This window comes from Pseudomonas sp. KH_046_1, from assembly GCF_057839025.1.
The window spans coordinates 4,384,207-4,410,279 of sequence record NZ_CM174481.1 but is presented as its reverse complement, the minus strand read 5'-3'; the positions used below and the strand labels follow the sequence as shown (position 1 = coordinate 4,410,279).

At 62.5% G+C, this 26,073-nt stretch carries 23 protein-coding genes; 4 read left to right on the top strand and 19 right to left on the bottom strand.

The features are described from left to right. Positions 1 to 86: 86 nt before the first annotated feature. Positions 87 to 527 carry a carboxymuconolactone decarboxylase family protein gene (locus tag AC3IT9_RS20285; protein ID WP_489270857.1) on the top strand — a complete coding sequence of 147 codons (441 nt, stop codon included), beginning with the start codon at positions 87 to 89 and terminating at the stop codon, positions 525 to 527. Positions 528 to 539: 12 nt separating this feature from the next. Here the strand turns inward: AC3IT9_RS20285 and AC3IT9_RS20280 are convergent, their stop codons facing one another. The 4 genes from AC3IT9_RS20280 to AC3IT9_RS20265 all read right to left on the bottom strand — a co-directional run bounded on the left by AC3IT9_RS20280 (position 540) and on the right by AC3IT9_RS20265 (position 5,531). After that, on the bottom strand, positions 540 to 2,132 hold the full coding sequence (locus tag AC3IT9_RS20280) for a DHA2 family efflux MFS transporter permease subunit (RefSeq protein ID WP_489270856.1): 1,593 nt from the start codon (positions 2,130 to 2,132) through the stop codon (positions 540 to 542). Continuing rightward, the gene (locus AC3IT9_RS20275) at positions 2,129 to 3,250 is read right to left on the bottom strand and encodes an HlyD family secretion protein (RefSeq protein ID WP_489270855.1); all 1,122 of its coding nucleotides are present in this window, start codon (positions 3,248 to 3,250) and stop codon (positions 2,129 to 2,131) included. The genes AC3IT9_RS20280 and AC3IT9_RS20275 overlap by 4 nt, the downstream gene beginning before the upstream one ends. Before the next feature lie 320 nt (positions 3,251 to 3,570). Further along, complete coding sequence (locus AC3IT9_RS20270; RefSeq protein WP_057713967.1) at positions 3,571 to 4,752, bottom strand: acetyl-CoA C-acyltransferase family protein; 1,182 nt, start codon at positions 4,750 to 4,752, stop codon at positions 3,571 to 3,573. Next, positions 4,749 to 5,531 carry an enoyl-CoA hydratase-related protein gene (locus AC3IT9_RS20265; RefSeq protein ID WP_489270854.1) on the bottom strand — a complete coding sequence of 261 codons (783 nt, stop codon included), beginning with the start codon at positions 5,529 to 5,531 and terminating at the stop codon, positions 4,749 to 4,751. Before AC3IT9_RS20265 ends, AC3IT9_RS20270 begins: the two co-directional genes overlap by 4 nt. A 216-nt stretch (positions 5,532 to 5,747) precedes the next feature. Here AC3IT9_RS20265 and AC3IT9_RS20260 point away from each other — a divergent pair, with 216 nt between their 5' ends. The 3 genes from AC3IT9_RS20260 to AC3IT9_RS20250 are packed head-to-tail and all read left to right on the top strand — an operon-like array spanning position 5,748 to position 9,217. Next, positions 5,748 to 6,854: a polyamine ABC transporter substrate-binding protein gene (locus AC3IT9_RS20260; RefSeq protein WP_489270853.1), complete on the top strand. Its 1,107-nt coding sequence runs from the start codon at positions 5,748 to 5,750 to the stop codon at positions 6,852 to 6,854. Between the two features lie 39 nt (positions 6,855 to 6,893). Further along, positions 6,894 to 8,312, top strand: a complete 1,419-nt coding sequence (locus AC3IT9_RS20255) for an aminotransferase (RefSeq protein ID WP_489270852.1) — start codon at positions 6,894 to 6,896, stop codon at positions 8,310 to 8,312. Beyond that, positions 8,309 to 9,217, top strand: a complete 909-nt coding sequence (locus tag AC3IT9_RS20250) for a helix-turn-helix domain-containing protein (protein ID WP_489270851.1) — start codon at positions 8,309 to 8,311, stop codon at positions 9,215 to 9,217. Before AC3IT9_RS20255 ends, AC3IT9_RS20250 begins: the two co-directional genes overlap by 4 nt. Before the next feature lie 143 nt (positions 9,218 to 9,360). Here AC3IT9_RS20250 and paaZ read toward each other — a convergent pair whose 3' ends face one another. From paaZ to paaF, 15 genes are all read right to left on the bottom strand, one after another. Next, the gene (gene paaZ / locus AC3IT9_RS20245) at positions 9,361 to 11,430 is read right to left on the bottom strand and encodes a phenylacetic acid degradation bifunctional protein PaaZ (RefSeq protein ID WP_489270850.1); all 2,070 of its coding nucleotides are present in this window, start codon (positions 11,428 to 11,430) and stop codon (positions 9,361 to 9,363) included. Positions 11,431 to 11,488: 58 nt separating this feature from the next. After that, positions 11,489 to 12,742 carry an OprD family porin gene (locus AC3IT9_RS20240; protein ID WP_489270849.1) on the bottom strand — a complete coding sequence of 418 codons (1,254 nt, stop codon included), beginning with the start codon at positions 12,740 to 12,742 and terminating at the stop codon, positions 11,489 to 11,491. Between the two features lie 22 nt (positions 12,743 to 12,764). Further along, positions 12,765 to 14,411, bottom strand: a complete 1,647-nt coding sequence (locus tag AC3IT9_RS20235; protein ID WP_150753179.1) for a cation acetate symporter — start codon at positions 14,409 to 14,411, stop codon at positions 12,765 to 12,767. Next, complete coding sequence (locus AC3IT9_RS20230; protein ID WP_046042846.1) at positions 14,408 to 14,716, bottom strand: DUF485 domain-containing protein; 309 nt, start codon at positions 14,714 to 14,716, stop codon at positions 14,408 to 14,410. Before AC3IT9_RS20230 ends, AC3IT9_RS20235 begins: the two co-directional genes overlap by 4 nt. A gap of 186 nt (positions 14,717 to 14,902) precedes the next feature. Beyond that, on the bottom strand, positions 14,903 to 15,979 hold the full coding sequence (paaE, locus tag AC3IT9_RS20225; RefSeq protein ID WP_489270848.1) for a 1,2-phenylacetyl-CoA epoxidase subunit PaaE: 1,077 nt from the start codon (positions 15,977 to 15,979) through the stop codon (positions 14,903 to 14,905). A 34-nt stretch (positions 15,980 to 16,013) separates the two neighbouring features. Next, entirely contained in the window at positions 16,014 to 16,547 is a 534-nt protein-coding gene (gene paaD / locus AC3IT9_RS20220; RefSeq protein ID WP_489270847.1) for a 1,2-phenylacetyl-CoA epoxidase subunit PaaD, read from the bottom strand. Further along, positions 16,534 to 17,295 carry a 1,2-phenylacetyl-CoA epoxidase subunit PaaC gene (gene paaC / locus AC3IT9_RS20215; protein WP_423503107.1) on the bottom strand — a complete coding sequence of 254 codons (762 nt, stop codon included), beginning with the start codon at positions 17,293 to 17,295 and terminating at the stop codon, positions 16,534 to 16,536. The genes paaD and paaC overlap by 14 nt, the downstream gene beginning before the upstream one ends. Positions 17,296 to 17,303: 8 nt before the next feature. Then, positions 17,304 to 17,585 carry a 1,2-phenylacetyl-CoA epoxidase subunit PaaB gene (gene paaB, locus AC3IT9_RS20210; RefSeq protein WP_007943393.1) on the bottom strand — a complete coding sequence of 94 codons (282 nt, stop codon included), beginning with the start codon at positions 17,583 to 17,585 and terminating at the stop codon, positions 17,304 to 17,306. 28 nt (positions 17,586 to 17,613) lie between these two features. After that, entirely contained in the window at positions 17,614 to 18,603 is a 990-nt protein-coding gene (gene paaA, locus AC3IT9_RS20205) for a 1,2-phenylacetyl-CoA epoxidase subunit PaaA (protein WP_489270846.1), read from the bottom strand. A 940-nt stretch (positions 18,604 to 19,543) separates the two neighbouring features. Next, positions 19,544 to 20,869, bottom strand: coding sequence for a phenylacetate--CoA ligase PaaK (paaK, locus tag AC3IT9_RS20200; RefSeq protein WP_150725772.1), 1,326 nt, complete (start codon positions 20,867 to 20,869; stop codon positions 19,544 to 19,546). A gap of 99 nt (positions 20,870 to 20,968) precedes the next feature. Beyond that, a complete protein-coding gene (pcaF, locus tag AC3IT9_RS20195; RefSeq protein ID WP_423503113.1) occupies positions 20,969 to 22,180 on the bottom strand; it encodes a 3-oxoadipyl-CoA thiolase in 1,212 nt (403 codons plus the stop codon). Further along, complete coding sequence (paaI, locus tag AC3IT9_RS20190; RefSeq protein WP_489270845.1) at positions 22,173 to 22,622, bottom strand: hydroxyphenylacetyl-CoA thioesterase PaaI; 450 nt, start codon at positions 22,620 to 22,622, stop codon at positions 22,173 to 22,175. Before paaI ends, pcaF begins: the two co-directional genes overlap by 8 nt. Continuing rightward, complete coding sequence (gene paaH, locus AC3IT9_RS20185) at positions 22,615 to 24,132, bottom strand: 3-hydroxyacyl-CoA dehydrogenase PaaH (RefSeq protein WP_489270844.1); 1,518 nt, start codon at positions 24,130 to 24,132, stop codon at positions 22,615 to 22,617. The genes paaI and paaH overlap by 8 nt, the downstream gene beginning before the upstream one ends. Before the next feature lie 3 nt (positions 24,133 to 24,135). After that, positions 24,136 to 24,927, bottom strand: coding sequence for a 2-(1,2-epoxy-1,2-dihydrophenyl)acetyl-CoA isomerase PaaG (paaG, locus tag AC3IT9_RS20180; RefSeq protein ID WP_489270842.1), 792 nt, complete (start codon positions 24,925 to 24,927; stop codon positions 24,136 to 24,138). Between the two features lie 51 nt (positions 24,928 to 24,978). Then, entirely contained in the window at positions 24,979 to 25,752 is a 774-nt protein-coding gene (paaF, locus tag AC3IT9_RS20175) for a 2,3-dehydroadipyl-CoA hydratase PaaF (RefSeq protein ID WP_489270841.1), read from the bottom strand. Positions 25,753 to 26,073 lie beyond the last annotated feature (321 nt).

Below are 26,073 nucleotides of genomic sequence, written 5' to 3'. Positions count from 1 at the left end.
CTCCTCGACTTCTGGAAGATTGGCTATTTGAGTAACCAGGTCGCAGGACTAACGTAGTCACACACTCACTTGCCCTGGAGCACGCCATGAAACCCCGTATCGATTTCTACACCGCTTCCCCTGATGCCCTCAAAGCGATGATCGCCCTGGAAACGGCGGTGTCGAAGCTGCCGCTGGAAAAAAACCTGATCGAACTGGTCAAGCTGCGCACCTCGCAAATCAACGGCTGCGCCTTCTGCCTGGACATGCACAGCGCCGATGCCCGCAAGGGCGGTGAGTCCGAGCGTCGCCTGGCGACACTGTCGGCCTGGCGCGAAACGCCGTTCTTCACCGAGCGTGAACGCGCCGCACTGGCCTGGACCGAATCCCAGACCCTGATCAGCCAGACCCATGCCCCGGACGAAGACTATGAACTGGCTGCCGCACAGTTCGATGCCAAGGAACTGGTCGACCTGACCGTCGCCATCACCACCATCAACGCCTGGAACCGCCTGGCCATCGGCTTCCGCAAAATGCCCCAGGCCTGACCCGCACAAGCATCAATGAGCATCGGCACTCGGCGCGGCCGGTGGTTGCACCTTGCGCATCAGGGGCACCATCGCCGTGGCGATAATGAAGCAGACCATGATCATCAGGAACGCGTCGCCATAGGTTTGCGTCTGGGCTTCGCGGTAGGTCAGCAACCATAGCTGATGCAGGCTGGCGGTGACCCCGGCGTCACCGCCCTGACCGAGAGCGGCGAAGTTGTTACCGACTTGGGACAGCCATTGGTTGAGCGCCTCGTTGGTGCTGTTGAGGTTCTCCGCCAGCCGGGTGAAATGCAGGTTGGTGCGGTCGTTGAGGATGGTCGCGCAGGCGGCAATGCCGATAGCCCCGCCCAGGTTGCGCATCAGATTGAACAACCCCGACGCATGCTTGAGCCGTGCCGGCGCCAGGCCGCCGAGGGTCAAGGTCACAGTTGGCGGCACCGCCAATTGCTGGGCAATCCCGCGCAAGGCTTGTGGCAGCATCAATTCCTTGGCCCCCCAGTCATGGGTGATCGGGCTGAAATCCCACATCGACAAGGCGAACAGCCCGAGGCCGGTCATCATGATCCAGCGCAGGTCGATGCGGTTGGCCAGAAAGGCATACAGCGGAATCGCCATGATCTGGAACACCCCGGTGGAGAAAACCGCCAGACCAATGTCCAGCGCTCCGTAGCCACGCACCCGGCCGAGGAACAGCGGCGTCAGGTAAATGGTGGCGAACAGGCCGATGCCGGTGACGAACGAGAAGAAACAGCCGAGGGCAAAATTGCGGTCCTTCAAGGCGCGCAGATCGACAATCGGATTGGCCGCGTGCAAGGTCCGGCCGATGAACGCCAGGCCGGCCAGGCCGCTGATCCACGCGGTGGTCAGGATCGTGCGGTCGCTGAACCAGTTCCAGCGCGGGCCTTCTTCGAGGGTGTACTCCAGGCAGCCGAGGAACAGCGCCAGAAACACCATGCTCAAGTAATCCGCGCCTTTGAGCAGCGACAGTTCCGGCTGGTCGATTTTCACCAGCATCGGCACGGCCACGGCGACAAAGATGCCGGGGACCAGGTTGATGTAGAACAGCCAGTGCCAGGACGAAATGTCGGTGATCCAGCCACCGATCACCGGTCCCAGGGTCGGTGCCAGGGACGCTACCGCACCGATGGTCGCGGCGGCGATTACCCGTTGCTTGCCAGTAAAGAACACGAAGGCCGTGGTGAACACCAGCGGGATCATCGAGCCGCCCAGAAACCCTTGCAGGGCGCGGAAGGCAATCATGCTCTGGATGTTCCAGGCCACGCCGCACAGCAGGCTGGTCAGGGTGAAACCCACCGCCGACGCACAAAACAGCCAGCGCGTCGAAAACACCCGGGACAGCCAGCCCGACAGCGGGATCACGATGATTTCGGCGATCAGGTAACTGGTTTGCACCCACGCGGTTTCATCGGTGCCGGCGGAGAGCCCGCCGCCGATGTCACGCAACGAAGCCGAGACAATCTGGATATCCAGCAGAGCAATGAACATGCCGATGCACATGCTGGCGAAGGCGAAGACCTTGGTCGCCGTCGCCATGTTCGCGGCATTGAACGGTTGTGCCGGGGCGGCGAGGGCGCGGTTCATGGCGCGCTGGCCACGGTTGGTGCTTCAGGCTCCTTGCGCGTGTCCACTTCAGCAGTGACCGACAACCCCGGACGCAAGTGGCCGAGCACACTGTCGGCCGGGTCGAGGTGAATCCGCACTGGCACCCGCTGCACGATCTTGGTGAAGTTGCCAGTGGCGTTTTCCGGCGGCAACACACTGAATTGCGAACCGCTGGCGGGGGCGAGGCTGTCCAGGTGACCATGGAATTCCTGCCCCGACAGCACGTCGGCACGGATCACCACCCGTTGCCCCGGCACCATGTGCGCCAGTTGGTCTTCCTTGAAGTTGGCATCGACCCACAGACCGCGGGTCGGCACCACCGAGAGCAATTGCGAGCCGGCCTGGGCATAGGCGCCGACCCGTGCCCGGCGATTGCCGATCACACCGTCAACCGGCGCCTTCAGTTCGGTGTAGCCGACATTCAATTGCGCCAGGTCACGCTCGGCCTTGGCCTGGATCAAGGCGGCCCGGGCTTGTTGTTTCTGGGTGTCGATCACATTCAACTGACGTTGCGCGGCCAGCAGTTCAGCCTGGGCGCGGTTGCTTTGGGCCTGGGCCGTCTTGAACGTGGTGTTGGCTCGCTGGGCGCTTTCCACCGAGACGGCGTTGGTGATCACCAGTTTTTTGTAGCGGGCATCGTCATCCCGCGAACGGGCGGTTTCGGCACCAGCGGCGTCGATGCCGGCGCGGGCCTGGCCGATGACGGCCTGTTGCAGTTGTTCGGTGGCGTCGAGGTTGGCGAGCAAGGCCTCCTGGGCGGCCACTGCGCCTTCGGCCTTGGCCAGGTTGGCACGGTAGTCGCGCGAATCGAGACGGATCAGCACGTCGCCGGCCTTGACCTTCTGGTTATCGGCCACCAGCACTTCGTCGATATAACCCGCCACTTTCGGCCCGATCACCGTCACATCACCGCCGATGTAGGCGTCGTCAGTTTCCTCGATGAAACGTCCGGCAGTCCACCAATGCGCGCCGTACACCCCGGCCAGTACCAACGCTGCGATGCCCACGGTTGGCAACAGCAGGCGTTTGAGCAGGGGAGGTTTGGCGGCAGTCACCGGGGCAGCCAGGTCGGGTTCAACGGTGGGCATGCTGGTCATGGAGGGATACCTGTGGGGCGGCGGTCAATTATGATGATCGTAATATGACGTATGTAATATTTTGTGGCAAATGGTTTTTGCTGCCGGTCGTCAGGTGATAAATGAGAGGGGATCAGATGTTGAATTCGAAGAATAACGACAGTGGGAGCGAGCCTGCTCGCGATAGCGGTGTGTCAGGCAACATCTTTGCCGACTGAACGGCCGCCATCGTCGGAACGCCGCCCGGAGCAAGCTCGCTCCCACAGGGAATCGCTACTGGTCTGCTGGAATGAAAAAGGCCGGTGATCTGCGCGATCACCGGCCTTTGTTACAGCTATTGCTTAGACGCGTTCAAAAATCGCCGCAATCCCCTGGCCACCACCGATGCACATGGTCACCAGCGCGTAACGGCCGCCGGTGCGGTGCAGTTCGTGGATGGCCTTGGTGGCGATGATTGCGCCGGTTGCGCCCACCGGGTGGCCCAGGGCAATGCCCGAACCGTTCGGGTTGACCTTGGCCGGGTCGAGGTCCAGTTCCTGGCTGACGGCGCAGGCCTGGGCGGCGAAGGCGATGTTGGCTTCGATCACGTCCAGGTCGGCGACGGTCAGGCCGGCGCGCTTGAGTGCCAGGCGGGTGGCCGGGATCGGGCCCAGGCCCATAAATTCCGGCTCGACGCCGGCGTGGGCGTAGCTGACCAGGCGCGCGAGTGGTTTCAGGTTGTTGGCCTGCACTGCGTTGCCGCTGGCCATGACCAGTGCGGCGGCGCCGTCGTTGAGGCCCGAGGCGTTGCCGGCGGTGACCGAGCCGTCCTTCTTGAACGCAGGCTTCATCGCAGCCAGTTGTTCCAGGGACGTGGCGCGCGGATGTTCGTCGACGCTGAACAGTTTTACGCCTTTGCGATCCTGGATTTCCACGGTCGCGATCTGCTCGCTGAAGTAGCCGTTGGCAATCGCGTGGGCGGCGCGTTGCTGGTCTTCGAAAGCCAGGGCGTCCTGCATTTCGCGGGTGATGCCGTTGCGCGCGGCGACGTTCTCGGCGGTGATGCCCATGTGGATGCCGTGGAACGGGTCATGCAGGATGCCGAGCATGTAGTCGATGACCTGGGCGTTGCCCATGCGCGAGCCCCAACGGGCGGCCGGCATCAGGTACGGGCCGCGGCTCATGGATTCGGCACCGGCACCGACGACGATGTCGGCATCGCCGAGCATCAGGGTCTGGGCGGCGTTGATGATGGCTTGCAGGCCCGAACCGCAGAGGCGGTTGACGTTGTAGGCCGGGGTTTCCTTCGGAATGCCGGCGTTCATCGCCGCGACGCGGGAGATGTAGGCATCGCGGGTTTCGGTCGGGATCACGTTGCCCATCACCAGATGGCCAACGAGCGCCGGGTCCACGGCGGCTCGCTCCAGGGCGGCTTTCACGGCCGTGGTCGCGAGGTCGGCCAGTGGCACATCCTTGAGCGAACCGCCGAACGTACCGATGGCGGTACGGGCGGCGCTGACGACGTAGATTTCTGGAGTGTTCATGGCTGGTTTCCTTTCGGTGGATTCTTATCTGTACTGCGATTGAGCAGGGCGTTCAAGGCGGTTTTCGCCTCGTCGGTATTCAGGCGCTGGATGAACAGCGTGTTTTCTTCGCGCAGGGTGGCTTCCAGTTCGGCCAGGGAAGCCTGTTTCATCAATTGCCGGGACTGGCGCAGGGCTTGCTGGGGCATGGCCAGGAAGCGCTGGGCGATTTTTGTCGCCGCCGCCAGGCATTGTGTGCCGTTATCGAAGGCTTCGTTGGCCAGGCCCCAGGCCACCGCTTCGTTGCCGTCCAGGCCGTTGCCCAACAGCAGCAAGCTCGCGGCGCGGGCATGGCCGAGCCGGCGTGGCAGCAACAGGCTGGCGCCGAATTCGGGGCACAGGCCGATATTGACGAATGGCATGCGCAGCTTGGCGCTGCGGGTGACCAGTACCTGATCGCAATGCAGCAGCAACGTGGTGCCAATGCCGATGGCCGCCCCGCAGACTGCCGCGATCAGCGGTTTTTGCAGGCGCGTGACGACCTTCATCAGGTGGAATGCCGGGGCATCCAGATGAGTGGGCGGATTCTGCAGGAAATCCACCAGGTCATTGCCGCTGGTGAAGCACGCCGGGCCACCGGTGAGGATGATCACGCCGATCTGCGAGTCTTCGTCGGCGGCCAGCAACAGCTCGGCCAGTTGCGTGTACATGGCGTTGTTCAGCGCATTGAGCTTGTCCGGGCGGTCGATGGTCAGCGTCAACACGCCGTCGCGTTGCTCGTGTTTGATCAGGTCGGTCATCGCAGGCTCTGCAGGGTCGGTTCAGGGCTGCCACTTTAAGCGCCGGACAAACTCCGGATCTATGGCAAAACGGGTCAACTGCACTGCCGCTTTTTGCCATGCCGGTGTGCCAAAAGCGACACACACCCATTCGGGGTATGGCCGCGCCCGGCGAATCCACCAATAGTGAGGGCATCCGCTCATCCAGAGCCGAACTCGCTATAAGGTGCATTTGCTATGGGCAAGACGCTGCTTAAGGTGATTTCCAGTCTGTTTGTTGTACCGCTGACAATGAATGCCTACGCCGCTCAAGTGGACGACAGCCATACGCTGCGGCTGTACAACTGGGCGGACTACATCGGTGAAAAAACCATCGCCGATTTCGAAAAGGCCACCGGAATCAAGGTGGTCTACGACACCTTCGATGCCTACGAAACGGTGCAGGCCAAATTGCTCACCGGCCACTCCGGTTATGACCTGATCGTGTTGAACGCGTCCCTCGCGCCACCGCTGATCAAGGCCAAGGTGTTCCAGCCGCTGGACAAGAAACAGCTGCCGGGCTGGACCAACCTGGACCCAAAAGTCCTGGAGGATCTGCAAGGGTATGATCCGGGCACCACGTACTCGGCGCCTTATACCTGGGGCAGTAACGGCGTCACCTACAACGTCGACAAGATCAAGGAACGCATGCGGGACGCGCCGATCGGCTCGCTGGCGATGATCTTCGATCCGAAGATCGTCTCGCGCTTCGCCGATTGCGGCGTGACCCTGCTCGATGCCCCGACCGAAGTCATCCCCATGGCGCTGAAGTACCTGGGACGTGATCCGCGCAGCGCTGCACCGGAGGATCTGAAGGCCGCCCAGGACTTGCTGCTGTCGGTGCGGCCGTACATCCGCAAGTTCGATTCGGTCAATTACCTGACCAGCCTGCCCAACGGCGACGTGTGCATGGCCATGACCTGGTCCGGCGACTACGCCACCGCCATGGCCCGCGCCGCAGAAGCCAAGAAGAAGATCGACCTGGCCTACTTCATCCCCAAGGAAGGCTCGCTGATCTGGTTCGACAACATGTACATCCCCGCCGACGCGCCCCACGTCGCAAATGCCCACAAGTTTCTCGAATACCTGATGCAACCGCAGGTGATGGCGGACGTGAGCGACTTCATCAATTACGCCAACAGCAACGCCGCAGCCACGCCGTTGTTGAGCGCCGCTGTGCGCGACAACCCGGCCATCTACCCCGACGCGCAAACCCGCGAGCGGCTGTTTCCGCAGAAGACCCAGGACACCAAGGACATGCGGGCGATTACCCGGGTCTGGAGCACCGTGAAAAGCGGCATCTGATGGGTTCGAACGTTAGTCAATTCGGTTAGAGGTTTATTTATGGCGACGCCAACACGCAGCGTTTTTTCCCCAGCGGACGAGTCCCGGCTGGTCAAGGCCGACAAGGCTCACCACATGCACGGCTATCACGTGTTCGACGAACACGCCGAACAAGGTTCGCTGAACATCGTCGCTGGCGATGGTGCCTACATTTTCGACACCCAGGGCAACCGCTTTCTCGATGCGGTGGGCGGCATGTGGTGCACCAACATCGGTTTGGGCCGCGAGGAAATGGCTGAGGCCATCGCCGATCAGGTGCGGCAACTGGCCTATTCCAATCCGTTTTCCGACATGTCGAACAATGTCGCCATCCAGCTCTGCGAAAAACTCGCCAGCCTGGCCCCCGGCGACCTCGACCATGTGTTCCTGACCACCGGCGGCTCCACCGCCGTGGACACCGCCTACCGGCTGATCCAGTACTACCAGAACTGCCGTGGCAAACCCGAGAAGAAGCACGTCATCGCCCGGTTCAACGCCTATCACGGCTCGACCACCCTGACCATGTCGATCGGCAACAAGGCCGCCGACCGGGTGCCGGAGTTCGATTACGCCAACCCGCTGATCCACCATGTTTCCAACCCCAACCCGTACCGCGCCCCCGATGGCATGGACGAAGCGCAGTTCCTCGAGTTCCTGGTCAAGGAATTCGAAGACAAGATCCTCTCGATTGGCGCGGACAAGGTCGCCGGGTTCTTCGCCGAACCGATCATGGGGTCGGGCGGGGTGATCATTCCGCCCCGGGGTTACCTCAAGCGCATGTGGGACGTCTGCCAGCGCTACGACATCCTGTTCGTCGCCGACGAAGTGGTGACTTCGTTCGGCCGCCTGGGCAAGTTCTTTGCCTCCTATGATGTGTTTGATGTGCAGCCCGACATCATCACCACTGCCAAGGGTCTGACCTCGGCTTACCTGCCACTGGGCGCGTGCATCTTTTCCGACCGTATCTGGAAAGTCATCGCCGAGCCGGGCAAGGGCCGCTGCTTCACCCACGGCTTCACCTACAGCGGGCATCCGGTGTGCTGCACGGCGGCGCTGAAGAACATCGAAATCATCGAGCGGGAAAACCTGCTGGAGCATGTCGACACGGTGGGCGCTTATCTGGAGGAGCGCCTGGCAACCCTGCGGGACTTGCCGCTGGTGGGGGATGTGCGCTGCCAGAAACTCATGGCCTGCGTGGAGTTCGTCGCCGATAAACGCACCAAGGCGTTGTTTCCCGACGAGATCAACATCGGCGAGAAAATCCACGTGCGGGCCCAGGCCCGGGGCTTGCTGGTGCGGCCGATCATGCACCTCAACGTGATGTCGCCACCGTTGATCCTGACGTTTGCCCAGGTTGATGAAATCGTCGAAACCCTGCGCGAATGCATTCTGCAAGTGGCCGCCGAGCTTGAGGCGAGCGGACAGTACGCGGGCCAATGATTTCGTCAGTCAGGCTGTTACCAAGGGCGCGTCCAGCCGCTAGACTGCGGGGCATGAGCAAACCACACGACGATACGCTGATCGCGGTGCCCTTCGGGGCATTGCACAAATGGCATGGGGGAATGCGCGAGGCATTCGCCCATATCGATGAGCCTGACGCCCTGCAACACCTGGCGTCGGCGTTGGCGCAGCTGGTGTCCGTCGAGTCGATGATGATCAGCCTGGAGCGCAAGGACCGTGCGCCTCAGTTGCTGCATCAGCGCGGCATCGCGCAGGAGTATCAGGTCTCGATCCTGGAGCGCTATTTTGCCGGCGGTTATTTACTCGACCCGTTCTGCCTGGCGGTGGAGCAGGGCTTGGCGCAAGGCTTCTATCACCTGGAGGAAATTGCCCCGGACAATTTCTTCGACAGTGACTACTACAAATCCTATTACCTGAAGGCGGGCTGTTCGGAAGACAGCTACTACATCGTCGATATCGGCAATGACACGAAGATTTCCGTCAGCCTCTATCAGGGTTTCGGCGGTGAATGCCTGAGCGCCGAACAGCTGAACCTGCTGCGCGCCGTAGAACCATTGGTGCGCGAGTTCATCAGTGAGTTCAGTCAGCGTGGATTGCTGCGCAGTGGCGAGATCCAGTGCGATAAAGACCAGGGCATGCGCGATGATCTCAAGCACCGGGTGCAGTCGGCTTTCGAACATTTCGGCAGCGACTTGCTGACCGAACGTGAGCGGCAAGTGGCGCATATGGTGTTGCGCGGGCATTCGGTGAAATCGACGGCCAGCCAGATGAACATCTCACCGGAAACCGTGCGCATGCACCGCAAGAACCTGTACCTGAAACTGGAGGTGGGGTCGCAGTCGGAGTTGTTTGCGCTGTTTATCGAGTGGTTGCGCAGGCACTGAATCTGTTGGGCGATGAAGGTCAACTGTGGGAGCGGGCTTGCTCGCGAAAGCGGCGTGTCAGTCAACATCAATGTTGAATGTCAGTCCGCTTTCGCGAGCAAGCCCGCTCCCACAGTGGTTAAAGGTTGACCACAGATTCGTGATCAGTCTTCGCGTTTTACGACCAAAGTGAGAATGTCATAGCTCGCCACCAGTTCGCCGAGCTGGTTGGTCACTTCCACATCCCACGCCACCACCCCTTGCGGGATGCCCTGCGGGCTCTTCTTGCCCTGGTCGATCTTGCGTTTGCAGGTCAGGCGCGCCTGGATGGTGTCGCCGATGCCTACCGGGTTGATGAAGCGCAAGGTGTCCAGGCCATAGTTGGCCAGTACCGGGCCGACGCCTGGGGAAACGAACAGGCCGGCCGCGGCCGACAGCACGAAGTAGCCGTGGGCGATGCGCTTGCCGAACTGCGATTCCTTGGCGGCGATGTCGTCGAAGTGCATGTAGAAGTGGTCGCCCGACAGGCAGCCGAAGTTCACCAGGTCCGCTTCGGTGACGGTGCGGCGGTGAGTCAGCAGCGACTCGCCGATCTGCAGGTCCTGGAAGTGGCGACGGAACGGATGCACCTCGGTTTCGACGACCTTGGCGCCGCGTACGTATTCGCCGGTGACCGCCGCCAGCATGGTCGGCGAACCTTGCACCGCCGCGCGTTGCAGGTAGTGCTTCACCGCGCGCAGGCCGCCGAGTTCTTCACCACCGCCGGCACGCCCCGGGCCGCCGTGCTTGAGTTGTGGCAGCGGCGAGCCGTGACCGGTGGATTCGCCGGCGCAATGGCGATCCAGCACCAGCAAACGGCCGTGCCAGGCAGCCGCGACCGGGATGGCCTTGGCGGCGATTTGCGGATCCTTGGTCACCAGGCTGGCCACCAGGCTGCCTTTGCCGCGCGCAGCCAGAGCCAGCGCTTCGTCCAGATCGTCGTAGGCCATCAGGGTGCTGACCGGGCCAAACGCTTCGATGTCATGGGCACCGCCCTCGGCGTGCGGGTCGCGGGCCTGCAACAGGGTCGGGGCGAAGAACGCACCTTTGTCGACATTTTCACCACGGGGTTCGAAACCGTCGCGGGCGCCGAACAGCATGTCGCTGCTCTGCAACAGGCTTTCCAGACGCTCGGCCACGTCTTTCTGCTGGTCGTGGGAAGCCAGTGCGCCCATGCGCACGCCTTCCACCGACGGATCGCCGACCACCACTTTGGCCAGGCGATCACGCAGGCGGGTGGCGACGGCATCGATGTGTTTGGCCGGGACGATGGCGCGGCGGATGGCGGTGCATTTCTGCCCGGCCTTGGTGGTCATTTCCCGGGCGACTTCCTTGATGAACAGCTCGAATTCTTCGTCGTCCGGGGTCACGTCCGGGGCGAGAATGGCGCAGTTCAGCGAGTCGGCTTCAGCGTTGAACGGTACCGAATTGCGGATCAGGTTCGGGTTGACCCGCAGCTTGGCCGCGGTGTCGGCGGAACCGGTGAAGGTCACCATGTCCTGGCCTTGCAGGCGGTCGAGCAGGTCGCCGGTGCTGCCGATGATCAGTTGCAGACTGCCCGCCGGCAACAGGCCGGATTCATCCATCAGGCGCACCACGGCTTCGGTCAGGTAGCTGGTGGCGCTGGCCGGTTTGACGATGCACGGCATGCCGGCGAGGAAGCTCGGGGCGAACTTTTCCAGCATGCCCCAGATCGGGAAGTTGAACGCATTGATGTGCACCGCCAGACCGCCACGGGGCACCAGAATATGGGTACCGGCGAAGGTGCCCATTTTGCTCAGTTGCATCGCCGGGCCTTCGTGGACGATGTTGCCCGACGGCAGCTCCCGCGAACCGAGGCTGGCGTAGGTGAACAGCGTGCTGTTGCCGCCTTCGATATCGATCCAGCTGTCGGCACGGGTCGCGCCGCTGTGGTGGGAAATCGCGTAGAGCTGTTCCTTGCGCTCGCTCAGGTACAGGGCCAGGGCCTTGAGACGCTGGGCGCGCTGCTGGAAGTCCAGCGCCATCAAGCCGCTGACGCCCTGGCGACGGCCGTGTTCGATGGCCTCGGCGAAGTCCGGGCGCTCCTCATGGGTGCGGGCGATTTCATGGCCGTCGATGGCGCTGCGCAGCACTTGTGCGCCCTGTTGGCCGATCCAGCGGCCGGCGATGAAACTCTGCAGGGTAGGGGCATGCAGTGTAGGTGAAGAGGACATCACGATTGCTCCTGGTTATGAAGGGTTGTGGCGCGGTCGCGACCGCGCCCTTTCGGAATTACCAAAGCGCCAGGGTGTAACCGACGATCAATCGGTTCTCATCGAGGGCGGTAGTCAGGCCATTGCCGGAACGGAAGGTCACGTTGCGCCAGCGCAGGCTGACGTTCTTGAACACACCGCTCTGGATGACGTAGTTGATATCGGTGTCGCGCTCCCATTCGCTTCCGTTGTCGACGCTGCCGGCCTTGACATGGCTGCCGTCGGTGTAGCGGGTCATGAAGGTCAGGCCGGGAATGCCTTGCGCCGCGAAGTCATAGTCGTAACGCAGCTGCCAGGAATCCTCCTCGGCACGGGTAAAGGTGTTGAAGGTCACCAGGTTGACCACGTACGGATCGCCGCCGTTGAGGAACGGAAAGGCGCTGTCGCCGGACAATTGCTGGTAGGCGGCACTGACCTTGTGGGCACCGTGGGACACCGTGAACATGCCGTTGAAGTTGCGGTTGTCGATACGCCCGGCCTTTTCCGCACCGTCACCCCGGCTGTCGAAATAACGCAGATCGCTGCGCAGGTTGAAGCCGTTGCCCAACGGTTGCGTATGCACCAGTCCGGCGAATTGCTGGCGGTAGATCTGGTCGAGCTTGCCGTAGTAGTAGCTCAGGTTCAGTTGCGGACTGAACGCGTAGCTGCCGCCACCGAAGTCGAAGCTATCGCTGGTGGCGGCGCCGAAGCCGATGTCATCGTTGCTGGAGGAATCCCGCAGGTTGGCCTTGATCAGGCGTCCGGCATTCACTGTCAGGCCGTCGATTTCCTGGCTGGTCAGCAAGCCGCCTTCAAAGGTCGAGCCCAGCAGGCGCGTGTCGTTGTAAGTTGCCACTGGCAACAAGGGTTGCAGGGTGCCGAGTTTCAACACGCTCTTGGAGACCCGCACTTTGCCGGTCAGGCCCAGTTCGCTGTAATTGTCGTCCGGTTCATGGCTCTGCGGGCCAAACGGCAGCAGCCCGGTGCCACGACGGTCCGGGCTGGAGTCGAGCTTGAGCCCCAGCTCCCCCAGTGCGTCGAGACCGAAACCGAAGGTGCCGTCGGTGAACCCGGATTCGATGCGCGCGGTGAACCCCTGGGCCCATTCTTCGGCCTTGGATTGCGGCGCGTTGTCCTGACGGAAATCGCGGTTGATGTAGTGGTTGCGCATATCAATGCGGGCCTTGCTGTCGCCGATGAAGTCGGCCATGGCGCTCGGCGCGATCATGGGCAGACTCAATGCGGCGGCCAGCGAAAACAGTGATTCGTAAGGTGTGCTGCGTGCGGGCTTCATTATTTTTATTCCCTGCCAATATTTAGTGTTTGCTGGCGCCGGTGGCACCGATGCCGGTCATCGAGCGGATGAACTGCGCCAGGTAACGGCCACGCTCAAGGGCTGCACGGGGCGAGGTGTCGGTGACGGAAAACAGCCATGCACTAAAGAACGCCAGGCTCATGGAAAACAGCGCCGGGTTGGAGTACGGGAACAGCGCCTTGTCGTGATGCATCACGTTGACCCACACCGCCGGGCTCAGCACCAGCAACACAATCGCCGAGACCAGTCCGGACAGACTGCCGAGGACTGCGCCACGGGTGGTCAGGCCTTTCCAGTACATCGAGAGGAACAGCACCGGGAAATTCACCGACGCCGCGATGGCCAGCACCAGGCCCGAGAGGAAGGCGATGTTCTGCGATTCGAACAGCAGGCCGAGGATGATCGCCAGCACACCGATGCACAGGGTGGCGATTCGCGACACGCGCATCTCCTGTTGCTCGCTCGCCTGGCCCTTGCGCATCACGCAGGCATACAGGTCGTGGGACACCGCCGAGGCGCCGGACAGCGCCAGCCCGGCAACCACCGCCAGGATGGTGGCGAAGGCGACCGCCGAGATGAAGCCGAGGAACAGATTGCCGCCTACCGCGTGGGCCAGGTGCACGGCGACCATGTTGCCGCCGCCGATGATCGCGCCGCTGGCGTCACGGAACGCCGGATCGGTGCCGACCATGACGATGGCGCCGAAGCCGACGATGATCAGCAGCAAGTAGAAGTAGCCAATGAAACCGGTGGCGTAGAACACGCTTTTACGCGCTTCCCTGGCATCGCTGACGGTGAAGAAACGCATCAGGATGTGCGGCAGGCCGGCGGTGCCGAACATCATGCCCAGCCCCAGGGAAATCGCATCGATCGGGTTGGACAGCAAGCCGCCGGGGGCCATGATCGCGTTGCCTTTGGCATGCACGGCGGTGGCACCGGCAAACATCGCTTCAGTGCTGAAGCCGAAGTGCTTGAGCACCATGAACGCCATGAAGCTGGTGCCGAACAACAGCATCACCGCCTTGATGATCTGCACCCAGGTGGTGGCGAGCATGCCGCCGAAGGTCACATAGAACACCATCAACACGCCGACCAGCATCACCGCGTAGAGGTAGTCGATGCCGAACAACAGTTCGATCAGCTTGCCGGCGCCAACCATCTGCGCCACCAGGTACATCAGCGCCACGGTCAGGGTGCCGAAGGCCGAGGTCAGGCGCACCGGGGTCTGTTCCAGGCGATAGGACACCACGTCGGCAAAGGTGTATTTGCCCAGGTTGCGCAGGCGTTCGGCAATCAGGAACAGGATGATCGGCCAGCCCGCCAACACACCCAGCGCGTAGAGCAAGCCGTCATAGCCGTTGAGGAACATCATCGCGGAGATGCCGAGGAACGAGGCGGCCGAGATCATGTCGCCGGCAATCGCCAGACCGTTCTGGAAGCCGGTCATGCCGCCGCCAGCGGTGTAAAAGTCGCTGGTGGAGCGGGTGCGAAGAGCTGCCCAGCGTGTCACGCCAAGGGTGAACAGCACGAACACCAGGAACATGCCGATGGCATTCCAGTTCAATGGTCGGGACGCGCCGTCGGCGGCCATCGCAACATCAGTGACAGCCGCCAGCGGCAGCAGGAACAGCGCGAGAAAGCGGCTCATCGGGCGCACTCCTGCTTGAGTTTTTCATTCAGCGGGTCGATCACGTTGTTGGCGCGATAGACATAGAAACCGGTCAGCGCAAAGGCCAGCCCGACGATGACGACACCCACCAGCATGCCTACGGTGGTCACGCCGCCGCTCAGGGATTGGCCGAGGGTAGAAGGGGAGAAAGCCACCAGCAGCACGAAGCCGTAGTAAATCACCAGCATGGCCAGGCTCAGTGACCAGTACAGCTTCTGTTTGCGGCGAACCAGCTGGATGAAATCCGGGTGCTGGCGAATGAGTTCTACTTCCTGGGGTGTCATGACGCGCGCTCCTTTGTTGTTTTTGTTTTGGGTGAAACAGTGTGTTCGGGTCGATCACCGGACTCCTGTGGGAGCGAGCTTGCTCGCGATAGCGTCAGGTCAGTCAGCACAGCCAGTGACTGTCATGCCCTCATCGCGAGCAAGCTCGCTCCCACAGGTTTTGTGGCTGTTCCTGCAAACGGGGGGTCAGAGCTGATCGAAATCCAGCACCACCTTGTCGCTGATCGGGAAGGCCTGGCACGACAGCACATACCCGGCGGCCACTTCGTAGTCTTCCAGGGCGTGGTTGCTGTCCATTTCCACTTCGCCCTCGATGACCTTGCACTTGCAGGTCGAGCACACGCCGGCCTTGCACGAGTAGGGCAGTTCCGCACCTTGCTCGTTGCCCGCTTCGAGGATGCTCTGGCTATTGCGCGGCAGGTCGAAGGCCAGGGCGCGGCCGTCGCTGATCACGGTGATCTGGCTGACCGCCGCATCCACCTGGCGGGCAGCTTCCCGGGCGGCGCGCTTCTGCTCGCTGCCAACGGCGGCGAACAGTTCGAAATGGATGCGCTCAGGTTGCATACCCTTGGCCTTGAGGCTGTCGCGCACGGTCTCGGTCATTTCCTGCGGGCCGCAGATGAAGGCGGCGTCGAGGGCCTTGACGTCGAGCCAGCGGCTGAACAGTTGCTCGCACTTCTCGGCGTTGATCCGGCCGTTGTACAGGTCGACGTCCTGCTGCTCGCGGCTGAACACGAAGATCAGGTTCAGGCGTTGCAGGTAGCGGTTTTTCAGGTCTTCGAGCTGTTCGCGGAACAACGCACCGGAGCTGGAGCGGTTGCCGTACAGCAGGGTTACGCGGCTGTGGGGCTCGGTTTGCAAGGTGGTCTTGATGATCGACAGGATCGGCGTGATGCCGCTGCCGGCCGCCACGGCCAGGTAATTGCCATGGCGCGCCGGGTCGAGTTCGACGCAGAAGTGCCCGGCCGGTGGCATCACTTCCAGAGTGTGCCCGGCTTTCAGCTGTTCGTTGGCAAACGCCGAGAAGCGTCCGCCGGTAACACGCTTGACGGCGATGCGCAGTTCACCGTCGTTGACCCCGGTGCAGATCGAGTAGGAGCGGCGTACTTCTTCGCCGTCCAGTTGGGTGCGCATCACCAGGTGCTGGCCCTGGGTGAAGTGAAAGCTGTCCTGCAAGTGCTGCGGAATCTCGAAGGCGATGGACACCGCGTCACGGGTCTCGGTGCGCACGTCCTTGATGGTCAGGCTGTGAAATTTGCTCATTGTTGTTCTCCAGCTGGGACGGCCGATTCGCCGCTCAGATGCACTTGAAATAGTCGAACGGTTCCCGGCAATCGACGCAGCGGTACAGCGCCTTGCAGGCGGTGGAGCCGAACTGGCTGAGGACCTCGGTGTGGGCGCTGCCGCATTGCGGGCACACAACCTGCGGGCTCTCGCCGAGCAGGCTGCGCTTGCTGGTACTGCCCTCGGGCGGTGCGATGCCGTAGGCGCGCAGGCGTTCGCGGCCGCTGTCACTGATCCAGTCGGTGGTCCAGGCCGGGGTCAACTTGCGCTCCAATTGCGGCGCTCTGAATCCGGCGAGTTCCAGCGCTTCACGGATATCGCTCTCGATCACTTCGGTGGCCGGGCAGCCGGAGTAGGTCGGCGTGACCACCACGTGAAGGTGGCCGGCCTGCCAGTCCAGGTCGCGGACGATGCCCAGATCCACCACGCTGACCACCGGCACTTCCGGGTCCATGACCTCTGCCAGAATCGCCCACGCGGCGGCCAGGTCGGTCGGTTGAGCCGGCCGGGCGCCGAGGTCGCTGGCGATCAGCTCACCAGGTTGCATCGGGGTACGCTCGTGGCAGGAACTGCATTTCGGCCAGCAGGATGCCCAGGTGTTCGGTGTGCAAACCCTTGCGGGCATTCAGGTAGAAGTAGTTCGGCGTCGCAGGAACGGGCAGGGTGGCACTGGTGAATATCTGCTCGACCTTGGCCTGCCATTGGGCGGCTACGCTGGCGATGTCCGGGGTGATGCCGGCTTCGCACAGCTGTTGTTCGCTGTCATCGGCGGCGATCAGTTCCACGGTGAAGCGCCAGACTTCGGGGATGGCCGCGAGCATGCGCTTGTGGCTTTCCTCGGTGCCGTCACCCATACGCTCGATCCACTCGCCGGAGCGGCGCAGGTGGTAGGTCACTTCCTTCACCGCCTTGGCGGCGATCCCGGCGATGCGTTCGTCGCTGGACTGGCTCAGCCCTTGCAGCATTGGCAGGTGCCAGGCGTCATAGAGGAACTGCTTGAGCATGGTCACCGCGAAGTCGCCGTTGGGTTGTTCCACCAGCAGCAGATTGCGATAAGCGCGTTCGTCGCGACGGAACGCCAGGTGATCGGCATCGCGGCCGTCGTCCAGCAGTTCGGCGGCGTATTCCAGCCAGTTGCGTGCCTGGCCCACCAGGTCGAGGCCGACGTTCATCAGCGCCAGTTCTTCTTCGAGCGCCGGGGCCTTGCCGCACCATTGGCACAGGCGCTGGCCCTGGATCAGGGCGCTGTCGCCGAGACGCAGCAGGTATTCGATCAGATCAGTCTTGTTGTCCATGGTCGACCTCACATGTGCCCGACTTCGGCCGGCAGCTCGTAGAAGCTGGCGTGGCGGTAGACCTTGTCGTCCGACGGATCGAACAGCGGGTCTTTTTCATCCGGCGACGAGGCGGTGATCAATGCCGACGGCACCACCCACAGGCTTACGCCTTCGCTACGACGGGTGTAGAGCTCGCGCGCATTCTCGATGGCCATGGTGGTGTCGGCGGCATGCACGCTGCCGACGTGCTTGTGGTTGAGGCCGTGCTTGCTGCGCACGAAAACTTCGAAGAGGGTCCACTCGGACATTTCAGTTACTCCACATCAGGTGGCCGGATCAGGCGGCGTTCTTGTTTTGTTTTTTGCGGGTGTGGGCGACGGCGGCTTCACGAACCCAGGCGCCGTCTTCCATCGCCTTGCGGCGGGTGGCGACACGTTCCTGGTTGCACGGGCCGTTGCCCTTGAGCACTTCGTAGAATTCGTTCCACTGGATGTCGCCGAAGTCGTAGTGGCCGCGTTCGGCGTTCCACTTCAGGTCCGGGTCGGGGCAGGTGCAGCCCAACAGTTCAAGCTGCGGAATGGTCTGGTCGATGAAGCGCTGGCGCAGTTCGTCGTTGCTCTGGCGCTTGATTTTCCAGGCCATGGACTGGGCGCTGTTCGGCGAGTGTTCGTCGCTCGGGCCAAACATCATCAGCGACGGCCACCACAGGCGGTTGATCGCGTCCTGGACCATGTCTTTTTGCGCCTGGTTACCGTCGCGCATCATGGTCAGGAGGATTTCGTAGCCCTGGCGCTGGTGGAAGCTCTCTTCCTTGCAGATGCGGATCATCGCCCGGGAATACGGGCCGTAGGAGGTGCGCTGCAGCACCACCTGGTTGACGATCGCCGCGCCATCCACCAGCCAGCCCACAGCGCCCATGTCGGCCCAGTTCAGGGTCGGGTAATTGAAGATGCTCGAGTACTTGGCCTTGCCGCTGTGCAGCTTGGCGACTTCTTCATCGCGGTCGGCGCCCAGGGTTTCCATGGCGCTGTACAGGTACAGGCCGTGGCCGGCTTCGTCCTGGATCTTGGCCATCAGTTGCAGTTTGCGTTTGAGCGACGGCGCGCGGGTGACCCAGTTGCCTTCGGGCAGCATGCCGACGATTTCGGAGTGGGCGTGCTGGGAAATCTGCCGGATCAGGGTCTGGCGGTAGGCATCTGGCATCCAGTTCTTGGCTTCGATCTTGATTTCTGAATCGATTCTTTCCTGGAAGGCGCGTTCCTGTTCGGACATTTCCGAGAGGGCTTTGATGCGCTTGACGCCGGTTTCTACGAGCTGTGCGTACATTTTTGAGTTCCCGCCTTGAATCTGTTCTGGGGCATGGGGAACTTTATAAGCGATACAGAATTTAATATCAAACACAAAATGACGTGTCGTATTTGTTTTTTGTATCGCTTTGGGGGTGATGGTTCTTTGGGAGGGGGTACATATCCGTTTCTTCGGTAGCGGCGGCTGGCGGTTTCGCCCTTACGGCGAGTCCCTTTGGCAAACGCCCCAAAGGAACCAAAGGTCTCGCCCCTTACGTACGGCCCCTCGCTAAGGCTCGGGGTTCCTTCGCTCCGGCATTCATCCGGGGGCATTGCCCTCCGGTCGGCTTCGCGCGACCTACATGCAATGAGTTCGACTGCGTCGAACGGCGCTGCGCGCCAGTCCCCGGATGAACACCTCCGCTCAGCCTCCCGAGGGGGCGGGTGGATCAAGATCAAGAGCTGCAGGCGAGCTAACGCTCGGCCTGATGAGTGGTGAAGAGCGACGCGGTGGTGTGGGCTGCTCTGTCTTTGTTCTTCTGTAGGAGCGAGCCTGCTCGCGAAGGCGGCCTGCCAGCCGACCAGTTGCATCACAGGTGAACGAACCCCGCGATCAGGCCGGCCGGTAGGCCGCCTCGCTTTGGCTTTGGCTTTTGATCTTCTTGCCCCCTCGTGAGGCCGAGTGGAGGTTCTGCGCAGTGGGCAACCCGGCATGGATGCCGGGTTAGCTGCCGCCGGCCATGGATGGCCGATGGCGGCGGGCCCACGGAGCAGGACCGGAGCGAGGGCATGCCGAGCCTAGGCGAGGCACCGAATGTCAGGGGCAAGAGCCCTTGGTTACTTGGGGCTTTTCCAAGTAACCCGCTGTAAGAGCGGAACCATTAGCGGCCGTTACCGAAGAAACGGATATACACACGAAACTCAAAACCAAAACCCAAAAAAAAACCCCGCAAAAAGCGGGGCCATAAAGGGTGCAGCAGTCATGCTTTCGGACGTTTATCCAACACGTGGCAAGCCTTGCCTTCCGACCGCTTGATCGAATGAAACGGCTGCAAAACAATCCGCGAACTGATCCCGATATACGTCTTGATGTGCTTGCTCAACTCCCCGCAAACAGCCTTCTGCTGTTCTTCGCTCAGGTGCTGGTGCTCAGCCTTGAGTTCGACATGCACATCCACGCTGTCCAGGTTGCCATTGCGATACAGATGGATCTCATAGCACTCGGCAAGTTGTTTAACTTTGAGAACCTGCTCCTCGATCTGCGTCGGAAACACGTTAACGCCGCGGATGATCAGCATGTCATCGCTGCGCCCGGTGATCTTGTCAATGCGCCGCATCGGCCGCGCGGTGCCCGGCAGCAGGCGCGTGAGGTCGCGGGTGCGGTAGCGGATCATCGGCAGGGCTTCTTTGCTCAATGAGGTGAACACCAGTTCGCCCATCTGCCCATCCGGCAGCACTTCACCGGTGACCGGGTCGATGATTTCCGGGTAGAAGTGGTCTTCCCAGATGGTCGGGCCGTCCTTGGTTTCGGCGCACTCCATGGCCACGCCCGGGCCCATGATTTCCGAGAGGCCGTAGATGTCCAGGGCGGTAATGCCCAAGCGCGCCTCGATGGCGCTGCGCAGTTCGGCTGTCCATGGTTCGGCGCCGAAGATGCCCAGGCGCAGGGCCAGTTTGTGTGGGTCGATGCCCTGGCGCTCGATTTCGTCGGCGATGTTGAGCATGTAGGACGGCGTGACCATGATGATGTCCGGCTGGAAATCCTTGATCAGCTGCACTTGTTTTTCGGTCTGGCCACCGGACATCGGGATAACGGTGCAGCCCAGGCGTTCGGCGCCGTAGTGCGCGCCGAGGCCGCCGGTGAACAGGCCGTAGCCATAGGAAATGTGCACCTTGTCGCCACGGTGGCCACCGGCGGCGCGGATCGAGCGCGCCACCACGTTGGCCCAGGTGTCGATGTCGTTCTGGGTGTAGCCGACCACGGTCGGTTTGCCGGTGGTGCCGCTGGAGGCGTGCAGGCGCACGATGTCGTGCATCGGCACGGCAAACATGCCGTAGGGGTAGTTGTCCCGCAGGTCGGACTTGGTGGTGAAAGGGAATTTCGCCAGGTCGTCGAGGGACTTGATGTCATCGGGGTGCACGCCCAGCGCATCGAAACGCTGACGGTACAGCGGCACGTTGTTGTAGGCGTGGTTCAGGCTCCAGCGCAGGCGCTCCAGCTGATGCTGGCGCAGTTCGTCGATGCTGGCGGTTTCCAGCGGGTCCAGCACAGGGTCCAGCACGGCTTTGGCTATTGGCATGTTCATGTGTTCACTCGAATTGTTTTTGTGTTCCAGCCCTTTTGCACAAGGGCTTTGAGTGCATGCCCCAAGGATACCTCTCGGCTCCCCGGGAATCGCGATTCTTTAGTGGGATAGACGCTCGATGATCAGCGCGATCCCCTGGCCAACACCGATGCACATGGTGCACAGGGCGTAGCGGCCGTTACGTTCTTCCAGCTCGTGCAGGGCGGTGGTGACCAAACGTGCGCCGCTCATGCCCAGTGGATGGCCCAGGGCGATGGCGCCGCCGTTGGGGTTGACCCGTGGATCGGTGTCGCTCAGGCCCAGCTCGCGCAGCACCGCCAGACCCTGTGCGGCGAAGGCTTCGTTGAGTTCGATCACGTCCATGTCGGCCAGGCTCAGGTTGGCCACCTCCAGCACCTTGCGGGTGGCCGGCACCGGGCCGATGCCCATGATCCGTGGTTCAACGCCGGCGGTGGCCATGGCCACGACCCGGCCACGGGCGGTCAGGCCGTGGCGTTTGGCGACTTCCGGGCTGGCCAGCAGCAGTGCGCAGGCACCGTCGTTGACCCCGGAGGCGTTGCCGGCGGTGATGCTGCCGCCTTCGCGGAACGGCGTGCCGAGTTTGGCCAGTTGCTCAAGGGTGGTGTCGCCGCGCGGGTGTTCGTCGTGCTCGACCACTTTGGCCGGGCCTTTGCGCTGGGGAATTTCCACCGCGACGATTTCCCTGGCCAGGCGCCCATTGGCCTGGGCGGCCGCGGCGCGTTGCTGGCTGCGCAGGGCGAAGGCGTCCTGGTCGGCCCGGGAGATGTTGAACTGTTCGGCGACGTTCTCCGCCGTTTCCGGCATGGAGTCGATGCCGTAGGCCTTTTTCATCAGCGGATTGACGAAGCGCCAGCCGATGGTGGTGTCGAAAATCTCGGCCGCACGGGAAAACGCCTGCTCGGCCTTGCCCATCACCAGCGGCGCGCGGGACATGGATTCGACGCCACCCACCAGCATCAGCCCGGTTTCGCCGCTGCGAATGGCGCGGGCGGCGGTGCCGATGGCATCCAGCCCGGAGCCGCACAGGCGATTGAGGGTGGTGCCCGGCACGCTGACCGGCAACCCGGCCAGCAGCGCCGACATGCGTGCGACGTTGCGGTTGTCTTCGCCGGCCTGGTTGGCGCAGCCATAGATCACGTCGTCGACCGTGTTCCAGTCTACTTGCGGGTGACGGCGCAGCAGTTCGCGCAGGGGCACCGCGCCGAGGTCGTCGGCGCGCACGCTGCTCAGGACACCGGCGTAACGGCCAATCGGGGTCCGAACTGCGTCGATGATCAGGGCGTCATTCATTGGGGGTCTCCTGCGTCAGCACCGGGCCGCGCACTTTGTAGGATTTGCCGTGGAACAGGGCGATCAACTGGCCCTGTTGGTTTTCGATGCGCACGTCGTAGTTGCCGGTGCGACCGGAACGGCTCTGCTCGATGCAGTTGGCGTTCAGCGTGTCGCCCAGGCGTGCCGGGGCGATGTAGTCGATGCTGCAACCGATGGCCACGGTGGCTTCGTTGTAGCTGTTGCAGGCAAAGGCGAACGCCGAGTCGGCGAGGGCGAACAGGTAGCCGCCGTGGCACGTGCCGTGGCCCTGGACCATATCGGCCCGCACGGTCATGCCGACCCGGGAGCAGCCGGGGCCGGCCGACAGCAGGCGCATGTCCATGGCCTGGCTGGCGGCGTCGCGCTGGAACAGCGATTGTGCGCAGTCGCTGGCCAGGGTCATGGCTTCATGGTTAGTCATGGAAGTTTCTCCCTTCGGCGACGCGACGGCGCAGCAGCAGCGACGGCCGGTAGCGTTCTTCGCCATAACTGGCTTGCAGGTTTTCCAGCGTTTCAAGAATGTGCGCCAGGCCAATGGCATCGGCCCAGGCCAGCGGCCCTTGCGGATAATTGACCCCGGCGCGCATGGCCAGGTCGATGTCGACGGCCGAGGCCACGCCTTGCAGCAGGGCGTCGGCTGCCTCGTTGGCGAGCATGGCCACGGTGCGCAGGACGGCGAGGGCCGGGCTGTCGCTGAGCAGGCTGACCTTGAGGTCGGCCCGTTGCAGCAGGGCAATACCCTGTTCGAGTGCCAGCGGGTCAATGCCTGCCGCATGGCTGATGGCGATGCGTTTGGCATTTCCGTAATCGAACGCCAGATCCAGCAGGATCAGGTTGCGCAGCCCGTCTTCGCGAGCCCGCTGACAGGCCATGCGTCCGTCGCTCAAGGCCAGCACGGCATCACCGACCCGCAGCAAGCCTTGACCATCGCGCTGGATGATCTCGACGCCTTGTTCATGCAAGCGTGCGAGCAAGCCTTTAGCGATACCGAGGTCGCCTTCCACAGCACAAACCGAGACCTTCGCAGCGCTGCTGATTTCAGCGGCGTACGGGCGCTCTGCACCTTGGGCGTAGCTGTAGAAACCCTGGCCGCTCTTGCGTCCCAGGCGCCCGCCGTCCACCAGTTCTTTCTGGATCAGTGACGGCAGGAAGCGCGTGTCCTGGTAATAAGCGTCGAACACTGAGCAGGTCACGGCGTAGTTGACGTCATGGCCGATCAGGTCGGTCAGCTCGAACGCGCCCATGGCAAAGCCGCCGGCCTCGCGCATCAACGCATCCAGGGTCGGGCAATCTGCCGCGCCTTCCTGAAGCATCCGCAGGCTTTCGGCATAGAACGACCGGGCCACGCGGTTGACGATAAAACCCGGCGTCGAGCGGGTGTGCACCGGTTTTTTGCCCCAGGCCCTGGCGGTGTCGTACAGGCACTCGGCGAGTGTCGGATCGCTGGCCAGGCCGGAGACGACTTCCACCAGCGCCATCACCGGCGCCGGGTTGAAGAAGTGCAGGCCGAGCAGGCGTTGTGGATGCTCAAGCTGCGCGGCAATGCTGGTGATCGACAGCGACGAGGTGTTGCTGGCGAGGATGCAATGCTTGCCGCAGATGCCTTCGAGCTGGCGGAACAGCGCGCGCTTGACCTCAAGGTTTTCGACGATGGCTTCGATGATCAGATCGCAGTCGACCAGGGTCTCGATGGCTTCCACCGCTTGCAGGCGGGCGACGGTTGCGCTGCGCGATTCGGCCGACAGCTTGCCGCTTTCGACCCGTTTGCCCAGCTGCCGGTCGATGCCTTCAATCGCTTGGGCGGCTGCGCCAGGGCGGTTGTCCAGCAGCAATACCGGATGGCCAGCCTGGGCCGCGACCTGGGCGATACCGGCACCCATGGCCCCGGCGCCGATCACGGCGATGCGTGCGTTGGTGTTCAGTGCGGTCATGACTCAGCGCCCCTTGAAAACTGGGGTGCGTTTTTCCATGAAGGCGCCGACGCCTTCGCGGTAGTCCTCGCTGCGCCCGGCCAGGCGCTGCAGGTCTTTTTCCAGCTCAAGCTGCTCGTCGAAGCTGTTGCTCAGGCTGGCGTTGAGGCTGCGCTTGATCAGCGCCAGGCCGTAGGTCGGCTGGGTCGCCAGGTGGCGGGCCAGTTTCAGGGCTTCGTCGCGCAAATCGGCGTCGTCCACACATTGGTAGATCAAGCCCCATTGCTCGGCTTGTTCGGCGCTCAGGCGGTTGCCCAGCAGGGCCAGGGCCTTGGCGCGGGCCATGCCCACCAGACGCGGCAGAGTCCAGGTGCCGCCGGAATCGGGGAGGAGGCCGATTTTGCAGAACGCCTGGATGAAACTGGCCGAACGTGCCGCCAGTACCAGATCGCAAGCCAGCGGAATGTTGGCGCCAGCCCCGGCCGCCACACCATTGACCGCGCAGATCACCGGCAGCGGCAGGTCGCGCAACTGGCGGATCAGCGGGTTGTAGAACTTCTCGATGGACTCGCCCAGGTCCGGCACGGCGCTGCCCGGCGCGACATTGCGGTCGCTCAGGTCCTGCCCGGCGCAGAAGCCGCGGCCTTCACCGGTCAGCAGCAACACGCGCACGTCCGGGTTCTGCCGCACTTGCTTGAGCGCTTCCTTCACTTCGCCATGCATCTGGGTGTTGAAGCTGTTGAGCTGCTCCGGCCGATTGAGGCTGAGCAGGGCGACGCCGGCGTCGATGGAAAACAGGATGTGTTCGAAGTTCATGGTCTTGGCGTTCTCTTGGCAGTCGTTCGAATTCGGATGTCGGTGGCCGCTTTATTGCCCGGTGAAAGTCGGGCTGCGCTTTTCCTGGAAGGCCGCAATGCCCTCGTCGCGGTCGCGGGTGCCGGCCAGCACGGTGAAGGCGTGACGCTCGAAACGCAGGCCGCTGGCCAGGTCGGTGTCCATGGCCTTGAGCAGCGACTCTTTGGCCAGGCGCACCGCCAGCGGTGCCTTGGTCGCGATGCTGCGGGCGATGTGCAGGGCGCGCTCGACGGTGAATTCCGGTTGGGTGACTTCGCTGACCAGGCCGGCGCGCTGGGCCTGGCGGGCGTCGATCGGCTCGCCGGTCAGCACCATTTGCATGGCCATGGATTTGCCGACGGCGCGCAGCAGGCGTTGGGTGCCACCGGCGCCGGGCATGATCCCGAGGTTGATTTCCGGCTGGCCGAAGCGGGCGTCTTCACCGGCAATGATGATGTCGGCGTGCATCGCCAGTTCGCAGCCACCGCCGAGGGCGAAGCCGTTGACGGCGGCGATCAGCGGTTTGCTGAAGCGGGTGATGGTTTGCCACGAAGCCTGGCGCGGGTCGTCGAGGATGCCGACCAAGTTGCGTTCGGCCATTTCCTTGATGTCGGCGCCGGCGGCGAAGGCCTTGCGGCTGCCAGTAAGGACCACGGCTCGGGTGTCGGGGTCGGTTTGCGCGATGTTCAGTTCAGCGGCCAGTTCGCCCAGCAACTCGGTGGTCAAGGCGTTCAGGGCTTGCGGACGCTGCAGGGTAATCAGGCGGACGCCAGGCTCGATCAATTCGACGGCAAGGGTCAGAGGCATGGCGGATGCTCTCACGGTGCATGCTCGGCGTGGTGCCGGCTCGTTATTGGATCGGCCGCAGGGGCCGGTTTTGCCCAAGTATAGCTATAACGTGATACGTAAACGCAATACGAAAATAGATTTAATGTGTCTTATTGGTGGGGGCTTTGATTTTCAGGCTTCCTGCTTAAGGGTGGTGGATAGCGGGTTTTACCTAGAAAACATTGGGTTTTACGGCAATTTTAGGGACGTGTGGACATCCGTCGGAAAGGTGCATTTCAAGTGATACGGTTTTTTAGTCTTTGTGCTGTTAAAAATGATGTGATACAAAGTTTGTCATTA

Coding starts and splice junctions, on each gene's coding strand:
- AC3IT9_RS20250 (WP_489270851.1), top strand. CDS start 8,309: ATGATTTCGTCAGTCAGGCTGTTACCAAGGGCGCGTCCAGCCGCTAGA.
- paaH (WP_489270844.1), bottom strand. CDS start 24,132: ATGACCGCACTGAACACCAACGCACGCATCGCCGTGATCGGCGCCGGG.
- paaB (WP_007943393.1), bottom strand. CDS start 17,585: ATGTCCGAGTGGACCCTCTTCGAAGTTTTCGTGCGCAGCAAGCACGGC.
- AC3IT9_RS20255 (WP_489270852.1), top strand. CDS start 6,894: ATGGCGACGCCAACACGCAGCGTTTTTTCCCCAGCGGACGAGTCCCGG.
- AC3IT9_RS20270 (WP_057713967.1), bottom strand. CDS start 4,752: ATGAACACTCCAGAAATCTACGTCGTCAGCGCCGCCCGTACCGCCATC.
- AC3IT9_RS20265 (WP_489270854.1), bottom strand. CDS start 5,531: ATGACCGACCTGATCAAACACGAGCAACGCGACGGCGTGTTGACGCTG.
- AC3IT9_RS20235 (WP_150753179.1), bottom strand. CDS start 14,411: ATGAGCCGCTTTCTCGCGCTGTTCCTGCTGCCGCTGGCGGCTGTCACT.
- paaA (WP_489270846.1), bottom strand. CDS start 18,603: ATGTACGCACAGCTCGTAGAAACCGGCGTCAAGCGCATCAAAGCCCTC.
- paaE (WP_489270848.1), bottom strand. CDS start 15,979: ATGAGCAAATTTCACAGCCTGACCATCAAGGACGTGCGCACCGAGACC.
- AC3IT9_RS20230 (WP_046042846.1), bottom strand. CDS start 14,716: ATGACACCCCAGGAAGTAGAACTCATTCGCCAGCACCCGGATTTCATC.
- AC3IT9_RS20275 (WP_489270855.1), bottom strand. CDS start 3,250: ATGACCAGCATGCCCACCGTTGAACCCGACCTGGCTGCCCCGGTGACT.
- paaI (WP_489270845.1), bottom strand. CDS start 22,622: ATGACTAACCATGAAGCCATGACCCTGGCCAGCGACTGCGCACAATCG.
- paaZ (WP_489270850.1), bottom strand. CDS start 11,430: ATGTCCTCTTCACCTACACTGCATGCCCCTACCCTGCAGAGTTTCATC.
- paaK (WP_150725772.1), bottom strand. CDS start 20,869: ATGAACATGCCAATAGCCAAAGCCGTGCTGGACCCTGTGCTGGACCCG.
- paaC (WP_423503107.1), bottom strand. CDS start 17,295: ATGGACAACAAGACTGATCTGATCGAATACCTGCTGCGTCTCGGCGAC.
- AC3IT9_RS20285 (WP_489270857.1), top strand. CDS start 87: ATGAAACCCCGTATCGATTTCTACACCGCTTCCCCTGATGCCCTCAAA.
- paaD (WP_489270847.1), bottom strand. CDS start 16,547: ATGCAACCTGGTGAGCTGATCGCCAGCGACCTCGGCGCCCGGCCGGCT.
- AC3IT9_RS20240 (WP_489270849.1), bottom strand. CDS start 12,742: ATGAAGCCCGCACGCAGCACACCTTACGAATCACTGTTTTCGCTGGCC.
- AC3IT9_RS20280 (WP_489270856.1), bottom strand. CDS start 2,132: ATGAACCGCGCCCTCGCCGCCCCGGCACAACCGTTCAATGCCGCGAAC.
- AC3IT9_RS20260 (WP_489270853.1), top strand. CDS start 5,748: ATGGGCAAGACGCTGCTTAAGGTGATTTCCAGTCTGTTTGTTGTACCG.
- paaG (WP_489270842.1), bottom strand. CDS start 24,927: ATGAACTTCGAACACATCCTGTTTTCCATCGACGCCGGCGTCGCCCTG.
- pcaF (WP_423503113.1), bottom strand. CDS start 22,180: ATGAATGACGCCCTGATCATCGACGCAGTTCGGACCCCGATTGGCCGT.
- paaF (WP_489270841.1), bottom strand. CDS start 25,752: ATGCCTCTGACCCTTGCCGTCGAATTGATCGAGCCTGGCGTCCGCCTG.